The organism is Mangrovivirga halotolerans, assembly GCF_026241165.1.
In the GTDB taxonomy this organism is placed as follows: domain Bacteria; phylum Bacteroidota; class Bacteroidia; order Cytophagales; family Cyclobacteriaceae; genus Mangrovivirga; species Mangrovivirga halotolerans.
In genome coordinates, this window is sequence record NZ_JAPFQN010000005.1 from 675,353 (window position 1) to 688,440 (window position 13,088).

A 13,088-nucleotide genomic window follows, 5' to 3' on the forward strand; every position below is an offset into this window, starting at 1 on the left:
TTGGCTAACAAATATTTAAACTGTTTTACTTATTATATGGTTTCATCAAAGAATAGACCATAAATAATATTCCGAATATAATTACCGGGATTCCAAAATATAATAACATCTCACCATTAAAATCTCCTTTAATTGTAGGACTGTTTATAAATCCTACAAATACAACGAAAGAAATCAATAAAATATTAATCCCTATGGCGCTTAGGTACAGTGAACTTAAAAAGTTATTTCTTTTTTGAGTACTCCCTTTTAAAAAGCCAGATTTCACATCTATATTTTTGATAAACTGGGTAGCTGCCAAAAATATTCCTGATGCTACAATAAAAATCCCAAATACAGAATAAAAGAATTCATTTTTAGAAAGGAAAAATTTATTCAGATCTTCATATACACCGATCTCTACCATTCCTTCTAAACCGGCATAGGTATAAAAAAAAGTCACAAAAAATCCGGCAATTGAAAAAAACCAGAGTAAACGCAGTACTTTATCCATCTTATTTATTTTTTGACAAAGGTACAAATATTCATCATTAGTGTGCCACCCAAAAAAGGTTGAATTAAAAGATTTAAACGTACCAGGTTTTGCCTCAGGTAATTTTGAAAATAAATAATATTTTTTTTATTAAATTTAAAGTTGAAAACCCAAACAAACGATGGAACTATCCCCTGTAGTAATCGCTATACCGATATATTTCCTGCTGATAGGAATTGAAATGGTTATTCAGCACGTGAGGAAAATTAAATTATATCGAGTTGGTGATGCCTTAACTAACATTAGCTGTGGAATCACTCAACAGACCACCAATCTTTTTCTGAAAGTTGGAGTATTATTTATATATCACTTCATATATGAAAATTTAAGGATTTTTACGATTGAACCGACATGGTATTCAATGATCATTCTTTTCATTGCGGCTGATTTTTGCTATTACTGGTCTCATCGCATGAGTCATGAAATTAATCTTTTTTGGGGCGGTCATGTAGTTCACCATCAAAGTGAAGATTACAATCTGTCTGTTGCTCTGAGGCAAGGCACTTTTCAAATATTATTTACCGCGCCGTTTTACTGGCCTCTAGCCATACTTGGTTTTGATGTTATAACATTCACCCTGGTTTCTGGTTTAGTAACAGTTTATCAATTCTGGATTCATACTGAGACAATCAATAAAATGGGTTGGTTTGAAAAGGTATTTAATACACCGAGTCACCATAGAGTCCATCATGGACGAAACCCAAAGTATATTGATAAGAATCACGCAGGGGTATTTATTATTTGGGATAAAATGTTCGGTACATTTCAGGAAGAAGAGGAAAGACCTGTATACGGAGTCACTGTACCGACAAATTCATGGAACCCTGTTTGGGTAAATTTGAAGCATTTTAAAGAAATGGCTGCGAACATGAAGGGAATGAAATTCAAGGACAAATTAAAGTTTACATTTAATAAACCTGGGTGGATGCCTTCATATCTTGGTGGTACAAAAGGTATTCCAGAGGTAGATAAAAAAACCTATGTAAAATATGATACCCCGGCACCGGTAATAATAAATCTGTATGCGATATTTCAGTACATAATTGCATTGGTTGTCACTGCACTTTTTCTTTTTAATGAAGGGCAATTTTCTTTATTGGAAAAAATCATCATGAGTACTTTTATTATATGGAGTGTAGTGCATACTGGAATAATTCTCGAAAAAAAGAGATGGTTTTATATTCTTGAACCATTGCGAATTGTTTCCGGAATTGCCTTAAGCTATGTATTTCTTGCAAATATGAATCTAATGTCGGCAGGTTTTATAGCCACAATCTGCGTAGCTTTGATTAGCTTTGTATGGCTATTTAAAATAAGTAAAACACCTTATGAAAAGTCTGCACTCAGTAAATCTGCTGTCTAGCAAGTTATTTATCTTAGTAGGATTGATTTCATTATTCATTTCAGCCTGTGGCTCTGATATAGATCTTCCAAATTTCAATGAGGAAACCTGGATAAACGATATTAAAGGATGTTCAGGTGAAAGATTAGAGATGATTGATGAACTTGAATTAAATAAAGGAATGCTTATTGGTTTAACTACCCATGAATTAAAAAAAGCTCTTGGAAGTCCTGATAACATCGTTTTATATACCCGAAACCAAAAATACTATCATTACTATCTGAATGCAGGTAGCCAATGTCCCGATGTTTCTGAAGATGCAGAGGAAGGACAAAAGCTGATTATTAAAATGAGTGCTTTGGATAAAGTCAGTAATATTGAATTCCCTGTTAATTAGCCAAAATATTCATATTTGCAGCTTCCATGGTTAATCCCGGTCCAAAAGCAGCAGCAAAAGTCCTACCTGTTTTACCTTCAGAGATCATTTTTTTCAATACATAAAAAATGGTAACAGAACTCATATTTCCATGCTTTTCCAAAGTATCGTATGAATGACTTAATTGTTGTAAGCTTATTCCAAATGCTTTCTGAACGGCTTCTAGAATTTTCCTACCCCCGGGATGTATGGCATAATTAGTTGTGGGATGTTTTTCAAAGCATACCGCAAATTTTTCAAGTTGTTCACCTAATAGTTGAGGAACATAGGATGATAACTTCATATTAAATCCTTCATCCCCAATTTCCCAGGCCATATCGTTCATACTTTCAGGTATTGTTTGAGTCTCATAACTATCAATTAATGCCAGTTTATGATTCTTTGAATTAGCTCCTTCTACAACAACCATTGCAGCCCCATCTGCAAAAAGGCTATTCGATAACAGATCATCATGTTTAACAGAATTTTGAAAATGCAGACTGCACATTTCCACGTCAATGATCAGAACTTTTGAATCAGGCATACCTTTACAAATATCACTAGCCATTCTTAATGCAGAAATTCCTGCATAACATCCCATAAAATTAATTGACTGTCTGAATATAGAAGGATCAAGATTTAGGTGATATTGAATATCATAATCTAATCCAGGAGCATACATTCCAGTACAGCTTACGGTAATTAGATGTGTAAATTGGACATTTTTAAACTTTGAATCGCGAACCTTTTTAAGTGATGGTATAAGCCATTCCAAAATAGACTTTCTGTAAAGATCCATCCTTGTTTTAGTAGAAGGAAAAATGATCCTGTCTCCTTCATCTGCAAAAAAATTGACAGACCTGCCACGGTAATAATCTTCAACCACACTTTGTCTGGTTTTAATTCCTGTAGCCCTGTAAAGTACATTAAATGCTCTTTGATTTCTTTCATCGAGGTTTAATGCTTTTCCCAGAACTTGTTTTAGTTGATTTTGCTCTATATTAAATGGAGCTTCGATAAGTTCTAATCCGGTAATGTACATGATATTAATATACAAAAAAGCCCGGTATTGTTTTACCGGGCATTATATTTTTTACTTATAATTTTAATGTTCTATATATCTACTACTGTTTCATCAGCTTCAGGCTCATCTTCATCTTTTACAAAAACTACTAATATAGCGGCCAATGTAAACGAGCATCCTGCTATAATCAATGCATAAATTGCTTGTTCCCCAAAAACATTTTTAATTAACGGACCTCCGAAAATTCCATTTATAATCTGAGGAATCACAATAAAGAAATTGAAAATACCCATGTAAACACCCATTTTCCCAGAGGGAATAGATCCGGCAAGAATTGCATATGGCATTGCCAGAATACTGGCCCAGGCAATTCCGATACCTATCATAGATAAAATCAGATAATCTTCATTGGTTATAAAATACACGGAGAAAAAACCAATTGCTCCACAAATAAGAGATATAGAGTGCGCCATTTTCCGTGATGTAATCTTTGCTAAAAAGGGTAATATGAAAAAAGCATAGATAGCTGAAACTAAATTATAAACGCCAAAAATTATTCCAACCCAATCCCCCGCGTCATTATAAGCTGCAGAACTAGTATCAGAAATCGGTAATCCATAGATATGTTGAGCTATTGCAGGGGTAGTAAATACCCACATGCTAAATAAAGCAAACCATGAGAAAAATTGCACAAGCCCCAATCTCCACATGTTATTTGGGATATTGGCAAAATCTTTAAATATCTGGAAAAATCCGGCTTCCTCCTCCTCGTCGGGTGCTTTACCGTGATACGCTTCATATTCCTCCGGTGAATATTCTTTAACACCAGAAACAGTAATGAGAATTGAAATTATCAGAACTGCAGCTCCTATAAAAAACGAATATATCACATTTAGAGGAACCTCATTTTCGGCAGCAGGCTCATCGATTCCTAAATAATTTTTAAGAATATAAGGAAGTGCTGATCCTATAACTGCGCCTATACCTATTAGGGTGGTCTGTACACTAAACCCAAGTGTTCGCTGATCGGATGGCAACATATCTGCCACTAAAGCCCTGAACGGCTCCATGGCGATATTTATCGATGCATCCATGATCATAAGAAAGCCAGCCCCAACGAACATAGCAGGCATAAACTGAGCAAACTGACCTGCATTAGGCATTAATATCAATGCTATTGATGCTAATATTGCTCCAACAAGAAAATAGGGTTTCCTTCGGCCGACCTTATTCCATGTCCGATCGGAATAATGTCCAACTATTGGCTGCACGATTAACCCGGTTAGTGGTGCTGCCAGCCAAAACCATGATAGATGTTCTACATCTGCTCCAAAAGTCTGTAATATTCGGCTTGCATTAGCATTTTGTAAAGCAAAGCCAAATTGTATTCCTAAAAATCCAAAGCTAAGTAACCAAATGTCCAGAAAACTTAGTTTGGGCATTTTCTTTGTTCCTGTACTCATCGTTAGTTTTCGTTAGTTACAAAAATATAATAAACCCAAGGGTCAAGACTTTGGTCAGCTGCAAGCTCTACTTCTTCTCCTGACATGTATTCTTTTTGAGTACCAACCCATTCTTCAGGTACATTTACTGACTGAGGATCTTTACTGAGATTTAAAATCACAGAAACAGTATTATCATCTTTAGATCTTTTAAATGCAAATACATTCTCATTTCCTAAATCAACAGGTTCAGCTGGTGCGCCGAATTCTCCATTATATAATGCCGGATTTTCCCTTTTCAGTTTCAATAGTTTAGTATAAAAATCTTCGAATTGATAGTTACCCCATTCAATTGTATCTTTAACAAAAAACTCTAACCGTTCATCCAAAGCAGCTTCCTGTCCACTATAAATTAAAGGCATGCCCTGAACTGTAGACATTAACACTGCAAATGTTTTGGTTCCATCACCATATCTTTCGAAAACAGTTCCATTCCAGCTATTTTCATCATGATTAGAAGTGAAATTCATTCGAAAAGCCTCCTCACCATATTTCTCCCTGTCTTCTTTAAGAAAAGGACCAATATCTGAAGCTTTTTTGTCTCCCTCAGCAATCTGATTGGACAAAGCATGAAAGCCCCAGCCGTAAGTCATATGAAAAGCTGAATCATGCATCATCGGAACATCTGATTCAGCAAGCATAAAAAGGTCTTTGATTTTCTGAAGGCTATCAACTGCCGGATTCCAAAATGCCATGGGCACTTCATGTGCTACATCACATCTGAAACCGTCAATATCAGCTTCTTTAATCCACCAGGCCATTTCATCTCTCATAGCCTCATGCAGTTTTTTATTTTCATAGTTGAGATCAGCAACATCTGTCCAATCTGTTCCCATAGGTGGAATTAAATTCCCTTCATCATCCCGATTATAAAAATCAGGATGTTCTTTAGTCCAGTGATGATCAAAAGCAGTGTGGTTAGCCACCCAGTCCAAAATCACGATCATATCCAACTCATGAGCTCTGTCAACTATTTTCCTGAAATCCTCCAAAGTTCCAAAATTCTGATTTACAGCTGTATAATCTCTAATAGAATAATAGCTACCAAGACTACCCTCTTCAGGGCCTTTCCTGTTTTCTATTCCAATTGGCTGAATTGGCATAAACCATAAAATATCCACCCCCATTTCTTTGAGCCTGTCCATATGTGGTAAAAAGGCATTAAATGTTCCTTCAGGAGTATATTGTCGGATATTTACCTCATAAATGGAATAATCTTTTGCTGCCTCAGGATACTTATTCTCTTGAACTTCCTGAGTTACTTCAGATTTTTCCTCTGTTTTTTCCTGCCCACAGGAAATAATCCCAAAAGAGGTTAGTAGAAAAAATAATAGCAAGGCTATTTTACTTCGTTCTTTCATGTTATTCAGGTTATTTATTTAGGTTATAAATTATTCAGATATTTTGATAAAGAAAATCACCATTTTACTCTTATTTCACCTTCTACATTCTCAAACTCCACAAACGGCAAGTCATCAGCATGCAAACCATCATCCTCATTATTATAGAAAGGATCAAAGTTTGAAATTTTGCTTATAAACCGATATTGTTCAATCTTATTTAAAGATTTCCCTGATCCATTAATGGATATATTATCAATTTCAAATCCATGAAAAATCAATTGAATCTTTTTAAATGAACTCTCCATTTTTCCTTCAGGAATATTAAATAGCAACTCATTTTTAGCAGGGTCATATGAGATTCTTCTTTGATAATATTTCTCATCTTTATATTCAAATGAAATATTATCATCTTCAAAGTGAACAAAATCATATTTGCTGCCAATATTGCCATGGTAAAGGTGGATTTTAAGAGTTCCATCATGATCCTCATTGGTGTTTTGAACAAGGGATTGTTCAGTAAAAAATGAGCCTCCACGAGCAAACAAAGGATACTTTGCTATTTCATATTCAAGTATTGATGTATTTTGACCCTGAACTTTTCTATCAGTAAAAATATCATACCACTCCCCTTCCGGAAAATAAATCTTTACAAAGTCCGTATCTGAACGCATTGGTGCTACCATTATCGAATCGCCAAACAAGTATTGATTCTCAAATGCTCCATCATAAATTTGAGAATCGCCTGGCCAGTAATAAGCCATACTTCTAACTAGTGGCATCCCGTCTTTATGTGCTTGCCAAAAAAGAGAATAGATATAGGGCATCAATTTATATCTTAATTCGATAAAATTTCTAGATACATCTTCCACTTCTTCACCAAATGACCAGGGTTCAGCATCGGTAGAATTAACCATTGTATGACCTCTGAAAAATGGTGTAAATGCAGATTGAGCAATCCATCTTGCAAAAAGTTTCCCTGTTGTTTCGCCAACAAAACCACCGGCATCATTTCCGGCAAACGCCATACCACATAACCCCATCCCCACAAGCATACGCGCACCCAGCAACATATGATCATCTGTAGAAACATTATCTCCAGTCCAAACTGCAGCAAAGCGCTGAATACCAGCATAAGCAGACCGTGTCAAAACAAATGGTCTTTCGTTTGGCTTATTCTTAATAATTCCTTCAGCGGTAGACCTTGCCATTTGCATACCATACACATTCCTTGCTTTTTTGTGACTGGTCTTATCACCATCATAGTCATTGATAATAAGATCAGGTGTGGATTGTCCCCATGATGCTATTTCATTCATGTCATTCCAGATACCTGTTATATCCAGATCGGTATAGTAGCCTATTTTATCTTTCCACCAATCCCGAACTTCAGGATTAGTGAAATCAGGGAAATTACTCCATCCAGGCCAAACCTGAGCAGTAAAATCCTCACCATCGGGATATTTCATAAAATATCCTTTATCCCTTCCTTCTTCATACGCATCATAGCCTTCTTCCACCTTGATTCCCGGGTCAACGATCACCACCGACCTGAACCCATCTTCTTTCAGGTCACTAATTAATTTCTTCGGATTGGGAAACCGTTCATTATGAAAGGTAAAGACTTTGTAATCTTCCATATAGTGGATATCAAAATATAAGACATCCGCCGGTATCTTTTTATCTCTGAAAGTCCTGGCTAAATTCCTTATCTCATGTTCAGGATAATAACTATATCTGCATTGCTGGTATCCTAAAGACCATTTCGGAGGCAATGCCTGTGTACCAGTCAACCTACAGTAAGCTTGAGTAATCTCAGCAAGATTATCACCTAAAATATAATAAATATTTAAAGGTCCATCTTCAACCGTTATTGAGGTAAATCGATCATTACTCGCTCCGAAATTAAACAAGGATTTATAAGTAGAATCAAGAAAAACCCCATAAAAACCATCTTGATTAATTCCGATATAAAAAGGAGTTGTACAATACATCGGGTCATCATCAGGGGAATAAGCAAACTGATCAGTGTTCCAATTCACATATGCTCTTCCTCTTTTATTTAGAGGTCCTGTTTTTTCTCCTAATCCAAGAAATTTTTCATCCTCCTTTAATCTTTTGTAAACAGTCAATTCATTTCCGATAAAACGGGTACCTAGCGAATCATCTTTTAGTAAAGATTTTCCATTTTGATCCAGCAAATCTATCAGGAACTGATCTTTATTAATTTTCAGATGACCTTTAGTTGTGGAAATGCTGATTTCATTTTTCAGATCATCAATATTTATCTCTCTATTAATTCTGGCAGGGTCAGTAATCGCATATGAAAAGTCCCTTTCTTCCTTGATCCTTATACTAATTCTAAAGACCTGTTCATCGAATGAACTTATTTCAGCACTCCCATTAGTTAGTTTAAGGGATACTTTTGAATCATTTAATTCAACCTTTTCAACAGAACCTATCGACTCACTCAGACGGGACATAATAATCTTGTTTTAATGTGTGCTTTTAGCATTAAGATAGCTTAAAAAAAAGCCATAACGCACAAATAAACAACAAAAATTATTAGTATAAATACTTTATAAAAACAACAAAACCCATCAAAATCAAAGTTTTGACGGGTTTAAATCGTTTGAAATATTCTTTTATTGATGCTATTTTTTTTGAGTAGATTCTCTTGAGATCACATTAGTTTTAAGCACAATATTTTCTTTTTCTACCTCCTCACCTTTAGCAGCTTCTAGTGCTTTGAACATTAGCCTTGCTGCTTCTGCACCCATTTCATAACCGGGTTGAGAAATAGAAGATAAGGCAGGCTCAACCAGAGAAGCTAATTGCCAGTCACTAAATCCGATCACTCCGATATCCTGCGGGACTCTTAAGCCAGAATCTTTAATTGCTTTTAAAGCACCTATTGCAGCAGGATCATTTGCAGCGAATACTGCATCAGGTTTGTCTCGTAAATCTAAAAGTGGTTTTGTTTTTTGATATCCCTCCTCGATAGTACCATTGGCACATTCGATGACATAGTCTCTTCTGTAATCCAATCCATAATCTTTTAAAGCTTGTTGATAACCGGCATAACGGCTTTTTGATAATGTAAGATTTAAAGGGCCTGCCAAATGAGCAATTTTTTTATAGCCCTGTTTAGCTAAATGTTCTGTAGCCTGATAACCACCTTCGTAATCGTCTATCACTACGGAGCTGACATCAAAATCATCAGATTTTCTGTCAAAAAATACCAGAGGAGTTCCTCCATCAGTAACTTTCCGTAAATGGTCATAAGTTTTAGTCTCTTTACTTAGAGAAACAAGCAATCCATCTACCCTACTTGCTAATAATGCCTGAACGCTTTTTTCTTCCCTTTCCTGCAATTCGTTAGTCTGGCAGACCATTACATTATACCCTTTGTCATAAGCAATATCTTCTATTCCACTTATTACATTTGAAAAGAAAAAATGCACGATTTGCGGAACTACAACGCCAATTGTATTCGTTTTTCTGCTTCTCAGACTCAGAGCAATCGCATTGGGCTGATAATTATATTTTTTTGCAAGATCAGAAACTGCCTTTTTAGTATCCTTTGAAATATCAGGATGGTCTTTTAACGCTCTGGATACTGTCGAAGGCGAAATATTTAACTCCCTAGCAATATCTTTTATTGTTACCTGATGTGAATTTCCCATGTCCATTAATTTACATATGAATATATCTTTTGATCAATAAACATGCCTGATGATAAAATCAATCATAGATACAAAATTCATAAACAAACTGTAAAAATTAAAAAAGTACTATTTATATATTAATAAAATTTTATCGTTCCTTAAGATAATATGTTTACTTGAAAAACAAGTAAAAAGAGACAAAAAGATTTTAAACCAATTTTACGCAAACGATTGAAATAATACTATAATTAATCATTATCCGAAAGCCATTAAAAATTATGTATAATGATATTCTTTTGATTAAATTATAAATATTCAACCACTATACAAGTAGTGTCAATACATTTAAAACCTAAATAAAAATATTGCTAAAATACAATTTTTAATCAAACCTAGATAGACATAAAAACATGAAAAACTTTTACTCTCTATTATTAATATTTTTTGTATATTTTTCATCTATGGGTCAGGATGGTGTTGATATCCAGCCCACGATATCACCCGCAAGCTTTTCATTTTCAACTGAGATAACTATCACTTATGATGTTACAGGAACGAGTTTGGAAAACTTAAATGATGCTTATTTATGGATGTGGCTTCCTTCTACAACTAGTGCGACTGATGCAGCTTTTAATAAAAATCCTGCCGATAGTGATCCTACATCAACGGCTGCTGCCAAGTTTACTAAAATTTCTGAAGGAGGGACAACCACTTTTTCCTTAACCCTAAAGCCTTCTGATCACTTTGCTTCTATTCCTGATGGTCAAACAGAAATAGGGATGTTGCTAAAGGGAAATGATTGGTCTGATGGAAAAACTGTTGATTATGTTGCTGAAACTGGTTTTGCTTTGACAATAAATAATCCAGTGACAAATTATTTGTTCGTAAATGAAGGAGAAACTATTATTTTCGATGGTGGTGTTAATGAGCAATCAACTGTAAGATTTTTAGCTAATGGTGTTGAAATTAATTCTTTATCAACATCAGGAGCTTTCTCTTTTGATTATACTTTTAATGACACAAATATAAATCTAATACAAATTGAAGCTAATAATGGAAGTGAAACAATAACATATGATATAGATGTTATTTTTAAGGGCGTCCAACCATCAGCTCCTCGCCCAGCTGGAATCATTCCAGGCATTAATTATCATGATGGTGATGACACCAAGGTTACCCTATGTCTATTTGCACCTGGTAAAAGTAATGTTTTTCTATATGGTGAATGGAATGACTGGACTATCTCTTCGGCTACTCAAATGACAAAAGATGGTGACTACTTTTGGTTAGAAATAAATGGATTAACACCAGGACAGGAATATGCATTTCAATATCTGGTAGATGGAACTACATTTATTGCAGATCCGTTTGCTGATAAAATATTAGATCCAGACGACCGATATATACCGTCTGAAACTTACCCTAACCTTAAGCCATTTCCTTCAGAAGCAGCTCATGATAAATGGTATTACAACAGATTTTCTGTTCTTCAAACTGCTCAGCAAGAATTTGTTTGGCAAAACGACAGTTACCAAAAACCGGAAAAAGAAAATTTAATTGTTTACGAATTATTAATCAGAGATTTTTTCGAAGGGGATCAAAACAAAAATTATCAGACATTAATTGATACCTTAGGTTATTTCAAATCAATGGGTGTTAATACAATTGAATTGATGCCTGTAATGGAATTTGCCGGAAATAACAGTTGGGGTTATAATCCTACATTTTTCTTTGCTGTTGATAAGTTTTATGGAACAAAAAATAAACTAAAAGAATTTATCGATACAGCCCATGGTATGGGGATAGCAGTTGTATTGGATATGGTATTAAATCACGCCGACGTACCATTTCCATATGCAACGATGTGGTTTGATTTTGAGAGCGACCCAAATAATATTAAACCTACTCCAGACAACCCGTATTTCAATGTTGAGGCTCCTCACCCGTTTAGTGTCTTCTTTGATTTTGATCATTCATCTCCATATACCCAGGCCCTGGTAGATACGATCAATACCTATTGGGTGAATGAATATCATTTTGACGGATTCAGGTTTGACCTGAGTAAAGGATTTTCTCAGAGAACGACTAATGGAAATGTAGGATTTTGGAGTTCATATGATTCTGAAAGGGTTGGTTATCTGAAAAGAATGGCTGATGTCATATGGTCTAATGATCCTTCAACCTACGTTATACTAGAGCATTTTGCTGACAATAATGAAGAAAAAGAACTTTCTAATTACGGAATGATGCTTTGGGGAAATATGCATGGAGCCTATAAAGAAACAATTTTAGGATATCATGATAATAATAAATCAAACATTTCCGGTGGATTGGCTGAATCCAGAGGTTGGAACAACAATCACCTTGTTACTTATATGGAGAGCCATGATGAAGAAAGACAAATGGTTGAAGCTTTAAATTATGGTAATAGCTCCGGTTCATATAATATTCAAAATGAAGAAATAGCTCTCGATAGAGTAAAAGCTGCATCACCATTTTTATTTCTACCTCCGGGTCCTAAAATGTTTTGGCAGTTTGGTGAACTTGGATATGATGTCAGTATTAATTTTGATGGAAGGACTTCTCCAAAACCAGTATTATGGGAATACTATGATGAACAAAACCGAAAAGAAGTATACAATACCTTCAGTCAGGTTATTCAGTTGAAAAATATTATCAATGCGCAAAGTTGGAATCCAGATGCTTTCACAGCTTCATTGACTTCATCGATTAAATCCTTTAAATATTTATCAGATAATCTAAATATAGTTGTATTTGGTAATTTTGGAGTTTCTGAAGGCACCATCACAATCTCCCTCCCAAAAACAGGTGAATGGTATTCTGTCCTGGCAGAAGAGTCAATTAATTTTGATAACACAACCATAAACCTTGATCTAGCTCCGGGAGAGTTTCATATTTTAACTGATAATCAAAATTTACCAATTGAAAGTATTGGACCAACAGGAGCTCCATCAATAGTGAATAATATTTTGGCTGTTGATGATGATCTTGAGAGTGGGAATCTAATCATCTATCCAAATCCAACAAATAACACAATTACAGTTAGCGGGATAGATAATTCAGAGATAAAATCGATCAATATCACTAATAGCTTAGGACAAATCCTCAAAATTATTGATATTAGCAACGCAAATGTTTCCCCTACTATTGATCTTACAGAGTTTACTCCGGGGATCTACCTCGTACATTTCATAGGTAAAGAAAAAACAACAACCCAAAGAGTTATTAAAAATTAAATAATAAA

9 protein-coding genes are annotated in these 13,088 nt (G+C 34.9%); 3 read left to right on the forward strand and 6 right to left on the reverse strand.

What is annotated here, in order from left to right; translation table 11 throughout:
• Nucleotides 1-25: 25 nt before the first annotated feature.
• The gene (locus tag OO013_RS10770; protein WP_266056811.1) at nucleotides 26-493 is read right to left on the reverse strand and encodes a hypothetical protein; all 468 of its coding nucleotides are present in this window, start codon (nucleotides 491-493) and stop codon (nucleotides 26-28) included.
• A 160-nt stretch (nucleotides 494-653) separates the two neighbouring features.
• Between OO013_RS10770 and OO013_RS10775 the strand changes: the two genes are divergently transcribed.
• Both OO013_RS10775 and OO013_RS10780 read left to right on the forward strand, forming a co-directional pair.
• Nucleotides 654-1,895, forward strand: a complete 1,242-nt coding sequence (locus tag OO013_RS10775; protein ID WP_266056812.1) for a sterol desaturase family protein — start codon at nucleotides 654-656, stop codon at nucleotides 1,893-1,895.
• Complete coding sequence (locus OO013_RS10780; RefSeq protein WP_266056813.1) at nucleotides 1,861-2,271, forward strand: hypothetical protein; 411 nt, start codon at nucleotides 1,861-1,863, stop codon at nucleotides 2,269-2,271. Before OO013_RS10775 ends, OO013_RS10780 begins: the two co-directional genes overlap by 35 nt.
• Here the strand turns inward: OO013_RS10780 and OO013_RS10785 are convergent.
• From OO013_RS10785 to OO013_RS10805, 5 genes are all read right to left on the reverse strand, one after another.
• The gene (locus OO013_RS10785) at nucleotides 2,264-3,346 is read right to left on the reverse strand and encodes a type III polyketide synthase (RefSeq protein WP_266056814.1); all 1,083 of its coding nucleotides are present in this window, start codon (nucleotides 3,344-3,346) and stop codon (nucleotides 2,264-2,266) included. The two genes, OO013_RS10780 and OO013_RS10785, sit on opposite strands and share 8 nt — an antisense overlap.
• 56 nt (nucleotides 3,347-3,402) lie before the next feature.
• Nucleotides 3,403-4,776, reverse strand: a complete 1,374-nt coding sequence (locus OO013_RS10790; protein WP_266056815.1) for an MFS transporter — start codon at nucleotides 4,774-4,776, stop codon at nucleotides 3,403-3,405.
• A gap of 2 nt (nucleotides 4,777-4,778) precedes the next feature.
• Nucleotides 4,779-6,176 carry an alpha-amylase family glycosyl hydrolase gene (locus OO013_RS10795; RefSeq protein WP_266056816.1) on the reverse strand — a complete coding sequence of 466 codons (1,398 nt, stop codon included), beginning with the start codon at nucleotides 6,174-6,176 and terminating at the stop codon, nucleotides 4,779-4,781.
• 56 nt (nucleotides 6,177-6,232) lie between these two features.
• Nucleotides 6,233-8,638 carry a glycoside hydrolase family 31 protein gene (locus OO013_RS10800; protein WP_266056817.1) on the reverse strand — a complete coding sequence of 802 codons (2,406 nt, stop codon included), beginning with the start codon at nucleotides 8,636-8,638 and terminating at the stop codon, nucleotides 6,233-6,235.
• Nucleotides 8,639-8,809: 171 nt separating this feature from the next.
• A complete protein-coding gene (locus OO013_RS10805) occupies nucleotides 8,810-9,841 on the reverse strand; it encodes a LacI family DNA-binding transcriptional regulator (RefSeq protein WP_369414888.1) in 1,032 nt (343 codons plus the stop codon).
• A gap of 392 nt (nucleotides 9,842-10,233) precedes the next feature.
• Between OO013_RS10805 and OO013_RS10810 the strand changes: the two genes are divergently transcribed.
• The gene (locus OO013_RS10810; protein ID WP_266056819.1) at nucleotides 10,234-13,080 is read left to right on the forward strand and encodes an alpha-amylase family glycosyl hydrolase; all 2,847 of its coding nucleotides are present in this window, start codon (nucleotides 10,234-10,236) and stop codon (nucleotides 13,078-13,080) included.
• Nucleotides 13,081-13,088 lie beyond the last annotated feature (8 nt).

Excerpts from the sequence above, each read along its gene's own strand:
- OO013_RS10770 (WP_266056811.1), bottom strand. The coding sequence starts at position 493 with ATGGATAAAGTACTGCGTTTACTCTGGTTTTTTTCAATTGCCGGATTT.
- OO013_RS10775 (WP_266056812.1), top strand. The coding sequence starts at position 654 with ATGGAACTATCCCCTGTAGTAATCGCTATACCGATATATTTCCTGCTG.
- OO013_RS10780 (WP_266056813.1), top strand. The coding sequence starts at position 1,861 with ATGAAAAGTCTGCACTCAGTAAATCTGCTGTCTAGCAAGTTATTTATC.
- OO013_RS10790 (WP_266056815.1), bottom strand. The coding sequence starts at position 4,776 with ATGAGTACAGGAACAAAGAAAATGCCCAAACTAAGTTTTCTGGACATT.
- OO013_RS10795 (WP_266056816.1), bottom strand. The coding sequence starts at position 6,176 with ATGAAAGAACGAAGTAAAATAGCCTTGCTATTATTTTTTCTACTAACC.
- OO013_RS10800 (WP_266056817.1), bottom strand. The coding sequence starts at position 8,638 with ATGTCCCGTCTGAGTGAGTCGATAGGTTCTGTTGAAAAGGTTGAATTA.
- OO013_RS10805 (WP_369414888.1), bottom strand. The coding sequence starts at position 9,841 with ATGGGAAATTCACATCAGGTAACAATAAAAGATATTGCTAGGGAGTTA.
- OO013_RS10810 (WP_266056819.1), top strand. The coding sequence starts at position 10,234 with ATGAAAAACTTTTACTCTCTATTATTAATATTTTTTGTATATTTTTCA.